The following is a 16,741-nucleotide window of genomic DNA, read 5'->3' as shown; positions in this document are numbered from 1 at the left end:
AGTGCCAGTAACTAGCAAACTTTCGGTGTCTTACTTGATTTATTGCCTGCTACCATAAATATGTTGAAGTTCACCTATTTCTTTATCCATTGCAACTAAATCAACCTCAAATCCCATATCCTCCAACATCTGCTGATCAGCCAACCCAGCATTACCTGCTGTCGTCAAATAGTCACCGATGAAGATCGAATTTGCTGGATACAAACCAAGTGGCTGTAGGCTTCTTAAATTGACCTCTCTTCCCCCGGAAATTCGAATTTCCTTACTTGGATTGATAAAGCGAAACAGACAAAGAACTTTAAGACAGTAACGCGGATTTAATTCGTCCGTTCCCTCTAATGGTGTCCCTTCTATCGCATGTAAAAAATTAACGGGAATGGAATCCGCATCAAGTTGTTTTAAACTACGTGCCATATCGATTATATCCTCCAATGTTTCCTTCATGCCAACAATGACACCAGAGCATGGAGAAATGCCTGCCTGTTTAATGGTTTCAACCGTCTCTACTCGATCTTCATATGTATGGGAAGTGGTAATAGTGGGATGATGAGAGCTAGACGTATTGATATTGTGATTGTAACGGTCAACTCCAGCTTCTTTTAGTCTTGTTGCTTGCTCTCCATTCAAAATCCCTAAGCATGCACACACTGTCATCTGCTCGTATGTCTGCTTAATTTCCTTGACTGCATCCACAACAATATCCAACTCCCGATTGGCTGGTCCTCGTCCACTCGCCACAATACAATACGTCCCTGCCTTTAATCCATGGGCTCTCCTAGCTCCCGCTACGATCTCCTCTTTTTTCATCATTGAATATTTTTCAACGGGCGCTTTTGATATAATCGATTGGGCACAATAGCCACAATTCTCCGGACATAAGCCAGATTTTGTATTCATAATCATATTTAATTTTACTTTTTTTCCAAAATAGTGCTTCCGAATCTGATATGCCGCCTGCAATAAAGGAAGAAGCTCCTCATCAGAGCATTGCAATATCGCCATTGCCTCTGCATCCGATAATTCTTCTCCTGCCAAAACCCTAGCAGCCATTTCTTCAAAGCATTGCATTTCCATTCCTTCTTACCCTCCCCTTTTCACAATCTTCCGCATTCTGTGAGCGAACATACCAGCAAGAATCGCTAATAAAATATCTTTCGGTAATGGGAAAGCCATCCAAATCCAGACAAGTTTATAGGAAAATGCTTCTGGAGCTTGGGCCCATACTTTATAGGCTGCATACATCCAGTTCGGTCCAATTATGTAGCTAATCAATGTACCGATAAGGGCAGCCAAAATATAACTAGGTAGACTATTCTTTTTCTCAATCATTTTACCGGTAATATAGGCTGTTAAAATGAAGGCTAAAACAAAGCCAAATGTTGGATTGAGAATTTGCGCAAATCCTCCCTGAAACTTAGCAAACACAGGGGCTCCCACCAGACCGATAAATGCATAGACAGCCATGGATATAGCACCAAGGCGGCTACCTAGAATAGCACCAGCTAAAACGGCAAAAAAAGGCTGCAAGGTAATCGGAACTCCTCCTACCACAAGAAACGGAACAAAGGAAGTTATGTTTGCTCCGATCATCATAAGTGCCGCAAACATCCCTACATATGTGATATCTAGTGCGGTTAACTTATTATGAGTTCTGGTTGTTACTGTATTCACTTTCTTCACCTCATTTTTTAATATAGTTTAAGAATAAAGGAAATAGAATATATGTCAACCTTATTTTAAAAATGGTTAACATATATTTCTATGAAACGAATCTGTCATTCATGCTACTACAATATTGAAAAGGGAAAACGGAGGGGGCATTATGCAAGAGCTTGAAAAGCTATATAAGGAGATTCAACCTAAGATTTTCGCCTTCTTTTATGTAAAAGTACAAGATCGATCGATTGCAGAGGAATTAACACAAGATGTATTTTATCAGGCAGTGAAGGGTTTTCACTCTTTTTCCGGAAAATCTACATTAAAAACTTGGATTTTTTCGATTGCCAACAATCGTTTAAAAACCTATTATCGCTCTAAAAAATATGCGCGTTCCCTAAATGAGAAAATGACCCTTCAAACTGAGCAGCACCAAATTTCTCCAGAAGAATCGTTTATTCATAAGGAAGAATATTATCGGCTTCAAACACATTTAGAGCAATTACGCTCTTCGCTAAGAGAGATTGTGATTTTACGTCTTTACGGCGAATTATCTTTTAAAGAAATCGGTGAGTTAGTGAGTCAAAGTGAAAATTACGTGCGCCTTGCCTTCCATCGAGCGAAAATCAAACTCAAAAAGGAAATGAGGGAAAAAGATGAATAGAGATTGTTATATTGTAGAGGATTTACTCCCTCTTTATCACGAGGGGTTACTGCAAGAGGAAACTACTCATTGGTTAGAGTCCCATTTACAATCGTGTGATCACTGCCAAGAGCTCTCTTCCCTTTCCCAAGAGCCGATTGATCAGGAACCCATTTGTTCGCCCATAGATAATGAAAAGATGCTGAGAAAAATTCATTTGAAGCTCTCATTTTATCAAATTATTTTGATTGCGATTTCTTTCGTTGTAGCAATCAAAACATCACTATTAAACGAGAGTTTCGGGTTTATTTTAACCTATACGATTCTCGGGTTCATCACGTATCTTTTCTATAGAAAAATGGCCATTGTCCTGATCATTGCCTTTTTACCCAATTTTATATGGTCGCTGGTCGATAGCTTGTCTAATGAATCAACCCTTGTAAACGCCATGATCGGCTCCATCTTTCTAGCCTGTCTCCATTTAGTTTTTGCGATCATTGGCGGCGTCATTGGATTTCTCGTATTAAAATTAAAAGAAAATGGTGATGAGAATGAAAAAGAAGAAAAAATGGATATACGTTAGTTTGATTATGATTCTTGTTCTACCGATACTATTTTTCTATAACGCATTTAATGGAAATCCTCTCTCAAAATGGATAGCCGCTTCTACCCTTGATAAATATTTGCAAGACACCTATCCAAACCAGGAATTTAACGCAGATAAAGGCTTTTACAATTTTAAAATTGGCGGGTATTCCTTCGAGGTCAACAAGATTGGGGCAGAAGACCAACATAACTATGAATTTGAAGTGACTGGGTTCTTTCGGCCAACCGTTAGCTATGATGAAATCTATTACGCTAATCTGGATGAACCACTGATTGAAAAGTGGGAAAAGGAGGTGGCCGTTGAAATACAAGACATTTTCCAAGATATAAAAGGGGTTGTCCGCACCAATGTTCAAATCGAGGTTCTCAAAGGATCCTATGACCCTGAAACAGATTGGAACAAGGATTTACAGCTTGAAAAGCCGATGTATATTGATGTTTTAATGGATGCCAAGCAGCTATCTAAAAGGGAGCTTGTCGAAGAAATGAAAAAGATGCAAAGTCATTTAAAGTCCGCAGGATACACATATGATATGGTCAATATCAATGCCAATCTATTTGATGAGGATTCCAAGGACGATCAGGGCTATGTCAAATACGCAAGCTCTTTTACGGAAGGCCAAAAGATTTCTTTGCGGGATATTGAGGAATATAATCAATAACAAACGAGAGACCATCGATATTTGTCGATGGTCTCTTAGAAACATAGGTCGATCACGTTTTTATAAAAACTTTACACAAACTCCCTCTGGAACTTTTACTTCAGAATCCAATTTAGTTAATGTTCCAGTCTCTTGATCACGAGCAAAGAGGACAAGATTGCCCGTATGCTGGTTTGCTACAACCAGATAAGCGCCACTTGGATCCAAGCAAAAATCGCGTGGCCATTCCCCACCTGTTGCTGTAAATTCCACAAATTCTACTTTACCGTTTGCTTCATCCACTTGGAAAACAGCAATGCTATTGTGACCACGATTTCCAGCATACACAAAACGACCGTCAGGAGAAATATGAATAGCGCTCGCATCATTTTGTCCTTCAAAATCCTCTGGCTTAGCCAAAATCGTTTGTTTTTCAGTGAAGCTTCCTGTTTGTTGATCGTAATCAAGAACGATCACCTCAGTGGATAACTCTGTTAAAAGATAAGCCCATTTGCCATTTGGATGGAAAGTAAGATGGCGAGGACCACTTCCTGGTTTTACATGAAGCGTCTGAACTTTTTTGAGCTCATTGTTTTCGACTTTATAAGTCACGACCTCATCTGTGCCAAGGTCGGCTACGACAACATAATTTCGATCAGGAGTTAGCCCTGTAAAATGAACATGTGGTTTTTCTTGACGCTCATGTGGGCCATTTCCTTGATGGTTATACACATCTAATACAGGCTCTATACCGCCTTTATGATTAATATTGTATAAGTTCACTCTTCCTTCATGATAATTACCAGTAAGAAGGTGGTCACCATAAACATCTAAATGGCAAGGGGGAGCCCCTTCCTCTACTTGAGTGTTCAAAGGCTTTAATTCTCCAGCGTCATTCATAATTTCAAAAGCCGCAACTCCACCGAATTTCTCCTGCTGAGCAACAGAATACAAAAATTTCTGATCTTCGCTGATGGCAAGATAAGTAGGACTCCCGACCTCAGCCGCCACTTCAGGCACACTTAATTTTCCAGCAGTGGTGTCAAGCGTAAAACGGTAAATGCCTTTACTACTTTGTCGTGTATAAGTACCGACATATCCTATGTATTGTTTTCCCAATATTACCGCTCCCTTCAAAATACCTTTTACTGACTCCATTATACCATTCGAAGAGGAAAACAAAATAGAAGAGCTATTCTTACTCGTTTTTGCAAAGTGGGAGCAGGGATGAAATTTTCATCATAAAAGAAGGAACGCCCATTAAGACGTCCCTCCAAATCATTTTTTACTTAAAAACTTTCATTCTTTCCTCTACACTGTTAAATTGTTTTTCACCAGCAGCGGCGGTTGGTTTTCCGAATGGCATTTGTGCCACTAAGCTCCAGTTGCTTGGGATTCCCCATACCTTTTGCACAGCTTCGTCAATAATTGGATTATAATGTTGAAGAGAGGCACCTAATCCTTCTATACGCAAGGAAGTCCAAATGATATATTGTAACATCCCTGAAGATTGCAAGGAATAGTCAGGCATTTTATCTTGATACAATGGAAATCTTTCTTGTAAATCTTTGACTACTGATTGGTCTTCAAAGAATAAAACTGTTCCATATCCATTACGGAAAGAAGCCATTTTATCAGCTGTCGGTTGGAAGTTCTCAGCTGGAACGATTTCTTTAAGAGCCGCTTCCGTTAAATTCCATAATTTATCGTGATTCTCACCAAGAAGAAGAACAGCTCTCCCGCTTTGTGAATTATATGCTGTTGGTGCATGTTTGATTGCATAAGCTACAATCTCCTCAATTCTTTTATCAGAAATGGGAGATTCCTTGCTAATACCATATGTGGAGCGTCTGTCCTCCACTGCTCTATAAAAGTCTTGTTTCGTTTCAATCATTTCATTCTCTCCTTACCTATATATGCTGTCTTGATTGCTTTGGTGGTTACTTTCCGTAAGTAACTATAAAATATATATGTTAGGATGTCAATTAGGTTGTTTTTCAACGATCATAGACGTGACCTTCGTTAGAATAACTGTAGAAAATCATATCGGAAAGATCGATCATGATATATAATCATAATATGAGGTGAGCATAATGAACAATAATTTATGCCCGAAATTTGAAAAAGCAATGGGGTTATTAGGCCAACGCTGGACCGGTCTTATTATTTTTCAACTATTAAATGGACCACAACGATTTTGTACGATCGAGTCATCTATGCCAATTAGTGCTAGAGTTTTATCGGAAAGATTAAAGGATTTGGAGCAAGAAGGAATTGTGAAAAGAAAAGTCTACCCTGAAACTCCGGTTAGAATTGAATATTCTTTAACGGATAAAGGAAAAGCGCTACAACCTTTAATGGGAGAAATCCAAAAGTGGGCAGAAGAATGGCAAGAGTTAGATACAGAGCACGGTTAAAAAGCCGACTGTTGATCCAAACAGGCGGCTTCTTTATGTTTTAGACATCATCATGACACTTTTGTTCTTTTTCTTAAAGTTTTACTGTAAACTAAAGGCGTGGTAGCATTTACATTAGAAGTTTTAAATAAAGGAGAGAAAAAATGGATGAAAAGTGAAATCATTAAACGGTTCACAACCTATGTTAAAGTTGACACACAATCAAATGAAAACAACAGCAATTGCCCATCCACTCCTGGCCAACTTGAATTAGCCAATCTATTAGTAGATGAACTGCGGGAAATCGGTATGCAAGAAGTGACAATCGATGATAATGGATATGTAATGGCGACACTCCCGGCAAATACCGATAAAAAGGTTCCTGTTATCGGATTCTTAGCACATATTGATACGGCAACAGACTTTACTGGGGCTGGCGTCAATCCACAAGTGATTGTTGATTACGATGGAAAAGACATCCCATTAAATGAAAATATGGTGCTATCCCCCACTCACTTCCCTACACTTAAAAATTATATCGGGCATACAATGGTGACAACGGATGGGCGTACTCTCCTAGGTGCTGATAATAAGGCGGGAATTGCCGAAATTATGACGGCAATGGATTATTTGATTAAGCATCCAGAGATTCAACATGGAAAAATTCGAGTTGCCTTTACTCCCGATGAAGAAATTGGTAGAGGTCCTCATAAGTTTGACGTGAAGGCATTTGGCGCTGATTATGCCTACACAATGGATGGCGGCCCACTAGGGGAATTACAATTTGAAAGCTTTAATGCCGCAGCGTTAAAAATTACTTTTAAAGGAACCAATATCCATCCTGGAACCGCAAAAGGAACGATGGTGAATGCTAGTAAAATGGCGATGGAATTCCACCAGGCTTTACCAGCGGGACAGGCACCAGAATTCACAGAAGGCTATGAAGGCTTTTATCATTTACTTTCTTTCAATGGGGATGTTGAAGTAGCCAAACTGGATTATATTATTCGTGACTTTGATAAAAAACAATTTGAGGCAAAAAAGGCTAGAATTGAAAAAGTCGTTACCATGCTTACTGAAAAGTATGGAAAAGACCGGATTCAATATCAAATCACCGATCAATATTACAATATGAGAGACAAAATTGAACCTGTCATCGAAATAGTCGAAATTGCTTCTGACGCTATGAAAAATTTAAATATCGAACCGATTATTGCTCCAATCCGTGGTGGAACAGATGGTTCTCAGCTTTCTTATATGGGCCTACCAACGCCAAATATTTTTACAGGCGGGGAAAACTTCCATGGCCCGTACGAATTTATTTCCGTCGATAATATGGAAAAAGCAGTGCGTGTGATTGTAGAAATGGCCACACTTTACGAACAAAGGGCGAAATAGAAAGGAATAGAGAAGGTTCTCTTTTTTATTATGATCTGGGTACCGGTCGATTCTATAAAAAAAGATTGACTTTTTTCCTCCTCCCTGTAATAATACTTATGACAAATGAATCAGACCTTTAAAACAGTCCCGTGAGGCTGACAAGGAAATACACTTACGATAAGTGTCGATTTTTTGCATATCTGAATGGATGAAAATTCGATTATTATGCACCTTGCCAGTCATTGGACAAGGTGCTTTTTGCTGTGTAAAGTTCTTTGACAAATACTTCAACCAGCAAGCTCCCCCCTCCAATGACATAGTCTGTATTCGCTAAAATAGTCATTATCTTGATTAAAAGTTAGTTATTCGATCAAGATAACTAAGAGGAGAGATGTCGGATGAAACAACGAGAAATACAAGTAGATGAACGGTTACCGCTTTTACAAAGCTTGCCATTAAGTTTCCAGCATTTATTCGCTATGTTTGGTTCTACTGTATTAGTTCCATTATTATTCGGGATCAACCCAGCGATTATTTTACTCATGAATGGAATTGGCACTCTCATCTATATTTTTATCACGAAAGGGAAAATTCCTGCCTACCTAGGATCTAGCTTTGCTTTTATTTCGCCGGTTACCGTCGTGCTCGGGAAATACAGTGGTCTTGACGGTTATGCACACGCCCTTGGTGGATTTCTTCTGGTCGGGATTGTATTACTACTAGTTGGCCTCATTGTGAAATTTATCGGCACAGCCTGGATTGATATCATCTTCCCTCCTGCTGCAATGGGGGCGATTGTGGCTGTAATCGGGTTAGAACTTGTCCCAACGGCCGCTGATATGGCTGGGCTCGTTACACCTAAAGATGTGGCACCGGATCCTAAAGTGATTACCGTTTCCTTATTAACATTAGGATTAACCGTCGTCTATTGGGTGACCTTGAGAGGATTTTTAAAAATCATTCCGATCTTGCTCGGAATTGTGTCCGGATATGTGATCGCAGCTTTTTCCGGATTAGTCGATTTCTCTCTTGTCAAAGAAGCTAAATGGTTCGCTTTACCGACAGTCTATTCCATGAAAATTAATTGGGCCGATATGCTAATTATCCTTCCAGCTTCTCTAGTCTTATTACCTGAACATATTGGTCACTTAATCGTCACTGGTAATATTGTTAAGAGGGACATGATCAAGGACCCCGGTCTTGATCGTTCTTTCATGGGAAATGGGATCTCAACGATCATTTCCAGTTTCGTTGGGGCTACACCTAATACGACCTATGGAGAAAATATTGGTGTTTTAGCCATTACAAGAGTATATTCCACATGGATTATCGGTGGAGCGGCCGTACTGGCCATCATCCTCTCCTTCTGTGGAAAATTGGCCGCATTAATTATGTCCATCCCTACTCCTGTCATGGGTGGCATCTCTTTGTTACTATTCGGAATTATTGCTGTGAGCGGATTAAGAATGTTGGTTGAATCAAAGGTAGATTATAGTATCTCGCAAAATCTGATCTTAACCTGTGTCGTCCTTGCCATTGGGATTAGTGGAGCAGCCATTAAAATTGGCTCTGTTGAACTATCTGGAATGGGCCTTGCTACCATTGTCGCCATCATCCTAAGCCTCTTCTTTAAAATACTAGAGAAGCTTAAGCTTTCGAATGATTAATTACGAAGCTATAATCGAAAAAAGAACCTCAGTAGGTTCTTTTTTCGATTTAAACACTGCGTTTATTTCCCCATAAATACGTATGTAATTGAGGTAAAACACGGACATTTTTTAATTCTTCACTTTTCATCACTTTATCTATCAGCCATTGATATCTTTCTAATAAATGGGCAAGGAGTTGCTGATCATCGAGGTTCGAAAGATCATTATTGCCAACTTGTAAAAAGAATCTTACGTTTGAATAACGCTTATACACATCAATGGCATAACTTAAATCTTGTTCATCAAATACGACAATTTTCAAACTAAAGTTGCCTTTTTGCTCATCTTGGAGGGATTGGATAATTTGATCGAGAATATCAAAGTTCGTTTGCATTCCTGAACTTGGCGGTTTGGGTGACAAGGTTAATTCATCAATCTCTGTAAACCATGATTGCCACCTACTTCCTTGGGTTTCTAATGCAACTTGAACATTATGTTCATGCAATAATTTCACCAATTCACCCACTTGTTTTAACAATGCCGGATTCCCACCTGAAATGGTGACATGGCTAAACGTATCGCCCCCCTGCTCTTTCAAAGCTTGCCAAATCTCGTCCGGTTCCATCATCCGAATTTTGTCCTTTTCAGAGCCATCCCATGTAAAAGCGGAATCGCACCAGGAACAGGAATAATCACATCCGGCAGTACGAACAAACATTGTTTTTTGTCCAATGACCATCCCTTCCCCTTGAATCGTCGGACCGAAAATCTCTAATACTGGTATTTTCATATTCGATCCTTCCTTTTCGGTCGATAAATACAATAGCTGGTGGGCGTTTCGCGTAAATAGACTTGTAGGCAAATGGGATGATTGGGTAATGAATCTAAGTATTGCTGCACAATTTCATAAATCGTGCGGGCCACGACTTCTGTTGTCGGGAATTGATCAGCCTTATCATCAGAAAAAGCTTGGTCTTGATTGAGAGTTTCATGATCAAATCGTTTATGAACAAGATCCTTAATTGTCTTAAAGTTTACTAAAAAACCTGTGTGGTCTAACTCATCTCCAACGATGGTAATATTGGTAAAATACGTATGCCCATGTATTTTTTGGCATTTCCCTGCATCTTCATGCGGGATATAATGAGCCGCCGCAAAATGAAAATCTTTATTTAATTCATAAGCGAAAGAATGTGGACCAACAGGGTAAATTTGCTGCATCATTTAGCTCCCCCTCCCTGTCGCTGTTTTTCATATTGCTCAAGCCCTCGATTACGTAACTGACATGCTGGGCATTCTCCACAGCCACTTGCCTTTATGCCGTTGTAACAAGTCAGCGTATTTTTCTTCACAAAATCAAAGGCTCCTAACTGATCACTTAATGCCCAAACCTCTGATTTATCTCGCCACATAAGGGGTGTATGGATCACGAATGTCTCATCCATTGATAAATTAAGCGTCACATTTAACGATTTAATAAATCCATCCCGACAATCCGGATACCCACTAAAATCTGTTTCACTTACTCCTGTAATGATATGTTTCGCATTAATTTGCTTGGCCAAAACGGCTGCAAAGGAGAGAAAAAGTAAATTTCTCCCCGGCACAAACGTCGAGGGAAGGTTATTGTCCCCTTCCTCAATTTCTATATCATCTCGTGTTAATGCATTGGGTGCTAACTGGTTTAATAATGTCATATCTAGTTCATGTTGACGGACATTGAGTTTCAGACAAATCTCTCTAGCACACTCCAACTCCGAAATATGGCGTTGTCCATAATGGAATGTAACAGCCTCCACATGTTCGAATTTTTTCAACGCCCAAAATAAACAGGTGGTGCTATCCTGACCACCACTGAATACAACAACTGCCTTACGATTATCCATTTTTATTCTCCTCCCTTTTAGAGAAGAGATTCGGATATTGCCATTAAGAAAAGCGCAAGGCGCCCGCCAAAGGATGAACGGCTAAGTTCGCGCCATCCTGTCGCAACGCCGTTCTGACCAACATCCTGTTGGCCCGCGACAAGCAAATGTTCTGAGACAAAGAAAGGCGTTCTTTGCCTTTCATTGGCTCAGGTTAAAGCAGAACATCGGCTAAAGGCGCGACGTCCTGTCGCAACGCCGATGGACTCGCTTCCTGCGAGCCTCTCGCTGATGGCGCCTAGAGCTGGGCAACACCTACACCCCATCACAAGATAGTCCTAAGGGGAATTTTATAGTCTCTTATCTTTCAAAAAAAAAACAACACTAAGCAACGTGTTGTTTCGTCTCCTTAGTTTTTTATAGAGGGATGGAATTGCGAACCTCTTCTGCAACTATGCAGTTTCTCTTTTACATTTCTAGTTTACCATATTTAAACCTTTAAAGATATTCGATAAATTCCGCGCATGCGAGTACTGGCCAAGTAAGAACAAAAAGATTTTTAGCAATTCCTTCTTATTCTTTCGAGAGCGATTCTTGATACATGGTTTTGTGATTTCCTAGGTTCTTCTGTACACCAAGAAAGGATCTACGTTTTAGTAACTCCTTTGCTTTTTCGTACATCCAAACGCTCTTTGGATCTACTTTTTTGCCGCTCCTTCGCTTTTTCGTACATCCAACCCCCTCTTGGGTCTACGTTTTTACTGTTCCCTCGCTTTTTCGTACATCCAAACACACTTTGGATCTACATTTTGGCTGTTCCTTTGCTTTTTCGTACATCCAAACGCTCTTTGGAGCTACTTTTTTGCTGTTCCTTCGCTTTTCGTACATCCAAACACTTCTTGGAGGTTCTTGGTACACGTTTTTGATTTTTCAAGTGTTTCGTAACCAAAGCAAAAAGCCTAGCTATGATAGCTAAGCATTTGCTTAAGGTATATTCCAATTAGTCATTCATCCATTCCGTATGGAAGACTCCCTCTTTATCCACACGCTGATACGTATGGGCACCGAAATAATCACGTTGGGCTTGTAGAAGATTAGCCGGCAGTGACTCTGTTCGATAACTATCATAATAAGCGATGGCACTTGAGAATGTCGGTACTGCAATTCCACGTTCAACGGCAACAGCGATCACTTTTCTTAATGCTCCTTGATAGTTCTCGACAATCTCTTTGAAGTATGGATCCAACATCAAGTTCGCAAGTTCTGGATCACGATCATAAGCTTCTTTAATTTTTTGCAAGAATTGCGCCCGGATAATGCATCCACCTCTAAAGATCATGGCAATATCCCCATATTTCAGATCCCAGCCATATTCTTCTGCCGCTGCTCGCATTTGTGCAAATCCTTGCGCATAGGAGCAAATTTTACTCATATAAAGAGCTTTGCGAATCGCTTCAATGAGCTCATTCTTATCTCCATCATACCCAACAGCTTCTGGACCAGATAGTACTTTACTTGCAGCTACACGCTCTTCCTTCATGGCAGAAATACAACGAGCAAAGACAGATTCGGTGATGAGCGGAAGTGGTACGCCTAAATCAAGTGCATCTTGGCTTGTCCATTTTCCTGTGCCTTTTTGACCTGCAGTATCTAGGATCACGTCTACAAGCGGTTTTCCTGTTTCTTCATCTTTCTTCGTGAAAATATCCGCCGTAATCTCGATTAAATAACTATCTAGTTCCCCTTTATTCCATTCGGAGAATACTTCATGAAGTTCTTCAGCTGTTAGACCAAGTACATGTTTCATCATAAAATAGGCTTCACAAATTAATTGCATATCACCATATTCAATTCCATTATGGACCATTTTCACATAATGACCCGCACCGTCAGCGCCAATATATGTTGTACAAGGCTCCCCATCTACCTTCGCAGCGATGGCCTTTAGAATTGGTGCCACAAGCTCATAAGCTTCTTTTTGTCCACCTGGCATGATTGAAGGCCCAGTTAATGCTCCTTCTTCTCCGCCTGAGACACCTGTACCGATGAAATGTAGACCTGCTTCACTCAATTCTTTATTACGACGGATCGTATCTTTGAAATACGTATTTCCGCCATCAATCAAAATATCGCCTTTTTCTAAATGAGGCTTTAATGATTCAATCGTTGCATCTGTGGCAGGGCCTGCCTTCACCATTAATAAAATTTTTCGTGGTTTTTCTAAAGAGTTAACAAATTCCTCAACGGAAAATGTTCCCACCACATTTTTCCCTTCAGCCTCTTTCTTCAAAAAGTCTTCTGTTTTTTCAGGGCTACGATTAAAAACGGACACAGAATAGCCGCGGCTTTCAATATTCAAAGCCAAATTTTTGCCCATAACGGCCAAACCAATCACACCAATTTGCTGTTTTGACAATGTTCTTTCCTCCTAAACCTTATGTATAATATACTTCCAAACATCTTTAAGCTAATTTTATCATATATTCCGCTAAAATCCGAAATATATCGGCTATAAAATGCAAGGAAGTTGCTGTTAAAAACATGTTTAATTTACGAAAGGGTTATAACTGGCAGACTTGGGGTCTTTATAGGGGGTCATAAAAGTGGAGACGGTGATAAAGAATAAGCGATATGGCGATTTAATTTTTAGAGAGGAATCTCCCTTATCAGAAAATTCCCCTCTTTTCCAGAGTTATATTATGAACGTGCTTCTTCTTTTGGAACTTCCAAACCAAGTCCTTCTGCAATCCGTGTACCATATTCAGGGTCAGCTTTGTAGAAATGACCAATTTGGCGAAGCTTAATATCTTCTCTTTCTACTGGTTTCATCGCATTTACGATATTTTCTACCAATCTTGTACGCTCTTCCTCGCTTAGCAAACGGTAGAGATCGCCAGCTTGTGTGTAATGATCATGGTGATCATAAGGAACACTTTCCGCTACGCCTGATACAGCAAAACCAGATTGTTTATTTTCTGGAGTTTCAGCAGGACCTGAAAAACTATTAGGTTCGTAGTAAACGGAACCTCCACCATTTGTATCAAACCTCATAGCACCATCACGTTGGTAGTTATTCACTTCATTTTTTGCTCGATTAATTGGCAGCATCTGATGGTTGGTCCCAACACGATAACGATGGGCATCATGATAAGCAAATAAGCGTCCTTGTAGCATTTTATCTGGTGATGGTTCAATTCCTGGGACAAGTGTTCCTGGTGAGAAGGTTGCTTGTTCCACTTCCGCAAAGTAATTTTCGGGATTACGATCTAAAACCATTTCCCCAACTTCAATCAATGGATAATCCTTTTGCGACCAAACTTTCGTCACATCAAATGGATCAAACCGATACGTATCAGCATCCTCCAAAGGCATGATTTGTACATAGAGCTTCCACTTTGGAAAATCGCCTTTTTCAATGGCATTAAATAAATCTTCTGTATGATAATCTGGATTTTCACCTGCTAGTTTTTCAGCTAGTTTTACGTCTAGGTTTTTAATCCCTTGTTCTGTTTTAAAGTGATATTTCACCCAAACCGCTTCACCTTCCGCATTAACCCATTTAAAAGTATGGCTGCCATAGCCGTTCATATGACGGAAAGTTGCCGGAATGCCCCGGTCAGACATAAGAATCGTCACTTGATGCAATGATTCTGGCGATAATGACCAGAAATCCCAAACCGCTGTTGGATTTTTCAAGTGTGTTTGCGGATCTCTTTTTTGTGTATGAATAAAATCAGGAAATTTAATCGCATCACGAATGAAGAAAACAGGCGTATTATTCCCAACTAAATCATAATTTCCTTCTTCTGTATAAAATTTAACAGCGAAACCACGTGGATCACGAACAGTATCAGCTGATCCTAATTCCCCAGCCACAGTTGAGAATCGGATGAACATCGGTGTTCTTTTTCCCACTTCCGATAGAAAATCAGCCTTTGTGTATTGAGAAACATCATTGGTTACTTGAAAATAGCCGTGGGCTCCTGCCCCTTTCGCATGAACCACACGCTCAGGAATTCTTTCCCGATTAAAATGGGCTAGTTTTTCTAACAAATGAACATCTTGTATGAGCACCGGGCCACGCGCCCCTGCTGTGATGGAATTCTGATTGTCTCCAACGGGGGAACCCCAACTAGTTGTTAAATTCTTACGTTCGTTACTCATATTATCCCGCCTTCTTTTTATAATTGCTATTTATAGTATATAAAACATAATAACATATTTTAATTAAAAATCAATGTCTAATTATAATAATTTTAAATAAAGATCGATTTCCATTCTAATTATGAATATATGTATCTCCTGGTGGAAAAATGAATAGGGTGATTGTGTTCATTGTAGGATCAGAACAATAGCGCAAGCGCCTGTTCAGTGACGTAAAAATTGGATAATAAGGTTGAACAGCTAAAATCGCGCCGTTCTGACCAACATCCTGTTAGCCTGAGATAAAGGAAACACGATGAACCCAAAGCACAAGATATTCAATTAGAGTTTTTTTAATGTCCATTTCAGGTTAGAAAGACGAAGAAATTATAAAAAAGCTTAGAAAAAAACTTAAAAGGTGAAACTATTTCAATTTATTTTCGTCTTTAATTATGAGATCTACCAAATAGGGAAGGAGGAGAAATAATATTAGGAGAAAGCAGGTGATGGCGTTTTCGGTTTAATTGCTTTATGGAATTGGGAAAGAAGGAATTACTTTGTGAAAAAGTAACGATTGCTATTCCTTTTTATTTCTCTTTTACTTAAATATAGATTAATAAAAAGGGTGTGATGGAGATAATTTCTGAGATAATCTATTGTTTTGTAGTTGGAAGTTTAATGTTGTTAGTGGGATTTATTGCAACAATTAGACGAAGATTACCATGGGTATTTAGGTTTTTAATTATTCTCTTTGGTCTTGGTTTTGTTGTATATTCAATTTTTCAACTATTTAATCGGATGTTTCCAGGGGTAGTTCCGGGATAACTGTTTTTAAAGTAAGGTATTTTCAAAATAAAAAATGGAGGTTTTTATTTTGCTTAAAAATGTATCTTCTTCTTTGTTATTGTTGTGTTTTGTATTTGGGCTGTTTTTTGTTTCAATGCCTATATCTTCTTCTGCTGCGGAAATAGACGTTCTTAATAAAGAGCAGAAAGTCGAATTAGCGAAAAATTATATAGAAAATAATGTAACCAACTTGAATGAAATTTTAATGAATATGCAGACTCAAGATCCGGATTTGGAAGATGTTCAGACTGTTATTATGGAATACTTAGATGAAAACTCCGTGCCGGAAGAGATAGTAAATGACTTGACAATTGATGATATTTTTCCATTAGAAAACGAGAAAGTAGAATATAAGCAGAAAGAAAATGAAGTTTTACAATTTGAGGACATAGTTGCTTATGCTAAGGATAACGATGAAGGAAATATTTATGAGTTTAAGAATGAGGATGGCAAAGTTACTGTTTATGTTGCAGATACTGGAGAGGTAATGATTCATGAACAAAGTATTGTACCAACCTTAGATTTAAATGATAATAATACACTTGCAGCCTGGAAAACAACAAAAACCGAAAGAAGTAATGGAGTTGCTGTTAATGCAGTTGGAAAGACCATGTTTACATATTGGGCCTCAGGTAATTTTGAATACAATGGAAAAAGCGCAAGACATCTTAATAACGATGGAAATATTGAAAGGAAATTGTGGGGTTCTTCTTTAGTTATTGAGAAAAAAGCCGAGGGGGCAAAACGTACTGTTGCAGTGGGAAGTTACAAGTATCCAGAAGTGTATTCACGTGTATACTTCGAAGCAACATTTGGAATCAGATGGCTGGGAGTTACAATGAAAAGTGGTACATTTGAAGCTTATGTTGGTGGGACTTATGCAGGGAGCGTATATGGAGGATTAAGGGCTATATAA

General features: G+C 39.2%; 16 protein-coding genes and 1 riboswitch. Of the genes, 7 read left to right on the top strand and 9 right to left on the bottom strand.

All coding sequences use genetic code 11. The features are described 5' to 3' along the window. Window positions 1-39: 39 nt before the first annotated feature. Complete coding sequence (gene bioB, locus KI363_RS02980) at window positions 40-1,068, bottom strand: biotin synthase BioB (protein ID WP_212965497.1); 1,029 nt, start codon at window positions 1,066-1,068, stop codon at window positions 40-42. 12 nt (window positions 1,069-1,080) lie between these two features. Then, on the bottom strand, window positions 1,081-1,671 hold the full coding sequence (locus KI363_RS02975) for a biotin transporter BioY (RefSeq protein WP_373306707.1): 591 nt from the start codon (window positions 1,669-1,671) through the stop codon (window positions 1,081-1,083). A gap of 151 nt (window positions 1,672-1,822) precedes the next feature. Here KI363_RS02975 and KI363_RS02970 point away from each other — a divergent pair, with 151 nt between their 5' ends. The 3 genes from KI363_RS02970 to KI363_RS02960 are packed head-to-tail and all read left to right on the top strand — an operon-like array spanning window position 1,823 to window position 3,567. Then, window positions 1,823-2,320, top strand: a complete 498-nt coding sequence (locus tag KI363_RS02970; RefSeq protein ID WP_212965457.1) for an RNA polymerase sigma factor — start codon at window positions 1,823-1,825, stop codon at window positions 2,318-2,320. Then, window positions 2,313-2,882, top strand: coding sequence for a zf-HC2 domain-containing protein (locus tag KI363_RS02965; protein ID WP_212965456.1), 570 nt, complete (start codon window positions 2,313-2,315; stop codon window positions 2,880-2,882). Before KI363_RS02970 ends, KI363_RS02965 begins: the two co-directional genes overlap by 8 nt. Further along, entirely contained in the window at window positions 2,851-3,567 is a 717-nt protein-coding gene (locus tag KI363_RS02960; protein WP_212965455.1) for a YfjL-like protein, read from the top strand. Before KI363_RS02965 ends, KI363_RS02960 begins: the two co-directional genes overlap by 32 nt. A gap of 60 nt (window positions 3,568-3,627) precedes the next feature. Here the strand turns inward: KI363_RS02960 and KI363_RS02955 are convergent, their stop codons facing one another. Together KI363_RS02955 and KI363_RS02950 are read right to left on the bottom strand one after the other, a co-directional pair. Next, a complete protein-coding gene (locus KI363_RS02955) occupies window positions 3,628-4,704 on the bottom strand; it encodes a lactonase family protein (protein WP_212965454.1) in 1,077 nt (358 codons plus the stop codon). A gap of 127 nt (window positions 4,705-4,831) precedes the next feature. Continuing rightward, on the bottom strand, window positions 4,832-5,440 hold the full coding sequence (locus KI363_RS02950) for a nitroreductase family protein (RefSeq protein WP_212965453.1): 609 nt from the start codon (window positions 5,438-5,440) through the stop codon (window positions 4,832-4,834). 199 nt (window positions 5,441-5,639) lie between these two features. Here KI363_RS02950 and KI363_RS02945 point away from each other — a divergent pair, with 199 nt between their 5' ends. The 3 genes from KI363_RS02945 (at window position 5,640) to uraA (ending at window position 8,989) form a co-directional block, all read left to right on the top strand. Continuing rightward, window positions 5,640-5,963: a winged helix-turn-helix transcriptional regulator gene (locus tag KI363_RS02945; protein ID WP_158322027.1), complete on the top strand. Its 324-nt coding sequence runs from the start codon at window positions 5,640-5,642 to the stop codon at window positions 5,961-5,963. 147 nt (window positions 5,964-6,110) lie between these two features. After that, the gene (gene pepT / locus KI363_RS02940; protein WP_212965452.1) at window positions 6,111-7,340 is read left to right on the top strand and encodes a peptidase T; all 1,230 of its coding nucleotides are present in this window, start codon (window positions 6,111-6,113) and stop codon (window positions 7,338-7,340) included. 380 nt (window positions 7,341-7,720) lie between these two features. After that, a complete protein-coding gene (uraA, locus tag KI363_RS02935; RefSeq protein ID WP_212965451.1) occupies window positions 7,721-8,989 on the top strand; it encodes a uracil permease in 1,269 nt (422 codons plus the stop codon). A gap of 49 nt (window positions 8,990-9,038) precedes the next feature. Here the strand turns inward: uraA and queE are convergent, their stop codons facing one another. The 5 genes from queE to katA form a co-directional block, all read right to left on the bottom strand. After that, window positions 9,039-9,761, bottom strand: coding sequence for a 7-carboxy-7-deazaguanine synthase QueE (gene queE, locus KI363_RS02930; RefSeq protein ID WP_212965450.1), 723 nt, complete (start codon window positions 9,759-9,761; stop codon window positions 9,039-9,041). Continuing rightward, the gene (gene queD, locus KI363_RS02925; RefSeq protein ID WP_212965449.1) at window positions 9,758-10,195 is read right to left on the bottom strand and encodes a 6-carboxytetrahydropterin synthase QueD; all 438 of its coding nucleotides are present in this window, start codon (window positions 10,193-10,195) and stop codon (window positions 9,758-9,760) included. The genes queE and queD overlap by 4 nt, the downstream gene beginning before the upstream one ends. Beyond that, entirely contained in the window at window positions 10,192-10,857 is a 666-nt protein-coding gene (queC, locus tag KI363_RS02920; protein ID WP_212965448.1) for a 7-cyano-7-deazaguanine synthase QueC, read from the bottom strand. The genes queD and queC overlap by 4 nt, the downstream gene beginning before the upstream one ends. Window positions 10,858-11,239: 382 nt before the next feature. Further along, window positions 11,240-11,286: riboswitch (PreQ1 riboswitch) on the bottom strand. Window positions 11,287-11,836: 550 nt separating this feature from the next. After that, the gene (gene gnd / locus KI363_RS02915; RefSeq protein WP_212965447.1) at window positions 11,837-13,252 is read right to left on the bottom strand and encodes an NADP-dependent phosphogluconate dehydrogenase; all 1,416 of its coding nucleotides are present in this window, start codon (window positions 13,250-13,252) and stop codon (window positions 11,837-11,839) included. A 281-nt stretch (window positions 13,253-13,533) separates the two neighbouring features. After that, window positions 13,534-15,000 carry a catalase KatA gene (katA, locus tag KI363_RS02910; protein WP_158322020.1) on the bottom strand — a complete coding sequence of 489 codons (1,467 nt, stop codon included), beginning with the start codon at window positions 14,998-15,000 and terminating at the stop codon, window positions 13,534-13,536. Window positions 15,001-15,853: 853 nt separating this feature from the next. Between katA and KI363_RS02905 the strand changes: the two genes are divergently transcribed. Then, entirely contained in the window at window positions 15,854-16,741 is an 888-nt protein-coding gene (locus tag KI363_RS02905) for a hypothetical protein (protein ID WP_212965446.1), read from the top strand.

Origin of the sequence: Lederbergia ruris (assembly GCF_018332955.1) — a bacterium.
In the GTDB taxonomy this organism is placed as follows: domain Bacteria; phylum Bacillota; class Bacilli; order Bacillales; family Bacillaceae_C; genus Lederbergia; species Lederbergia ruris.
Note: the sequence above shows the minus strand (reverse complement) of the source record. Positions and strands in the feature narration are given on the sequence as shown.

Coding starts and splice junctions, on each gene's coding strand:
- KI363_RS02965 (WP_212965456.1), top strand. CDS start 2,313: ATGAATAGAGATTGTTATATTGTAGAGGATTTACTCCCTCTTTATCAC.
- queE (WP_212965450.1), bottom strand. CDS start 9,761: ATGAAAATACCAGTATTAGAGATTTTCGGTCCGACGATTCAAGGGGAA.
- queC (WP_212965448.1), bottom strand. CDS start 10,857: ATGGATAATCGTAAGGCAGTTGTTGTATTCAGTGGTGGTCAGGATAGC.
- pepT (WP_212965452.1), top strand. CDS start 6,111: ATGAAAAGTGAAATCATTAAACGGTTCACAACCTATGTTAAAGTTGAC.
- uraA (WP_212965451.1), top strand. CDS start 7,721: ATGAAACAACGAGAAATACAAGTAGATGAACGGTTACCGCTTTTACAA.
- queD (WP_212965449.1), bottom strand. CDS start 10,195: ATGATGCAGCAAATTTACCCTGTTGGTCCACATTCTTTCGCTTATGAA.
- KI363_RS02970 (WP_212965457.1), top strand. CDS start 1,823: ATGCAAGAGCTTGAAAAGCTATATAAGGAGATTCAACCTAAGATTTTC.
- KI363_RS02955 (WP_212965454.1), bottom strand. CDS start 4,704: ATGGAGTCAGTAAAAGGTATTTTGAAGGGAGCGGTAATATTGGGAAAA.
- KI363_RS02945 (WP_158322027.1), top strand. CDS start 5,640: ATGAACAATAATTTATGCCCGAAATTTGAAAAAGCAATGGGGTTATTA.
- katA (WP_158322020.1), bottom strand. CDS start 15,000: ATGAGTAACGAACGTAAGAATTTAACAACTAGTTGGGGTTCCCCCGTT.
- KI363_RS02950 (WP_212965453.1), bottom strand. CDS start 5,440: ATGATTGAAACGAAACAAGACTTTTATAGAGCAGTGGAGGACAGACGC.
- bioB (WP_212965497.1), bottom strand. CDS start 1,068: ATGCAATGCTTTGAAGAAATGGCTGCTAGGGTTTTGGCAGGAGAAGAA.
- KI363_RS02960 (WP_212965455.1), top strand. CDS start 2,851: ATGAAAAAGAAGAAAAAATGGATATACGTTAGTTTGATTATGATTCTT.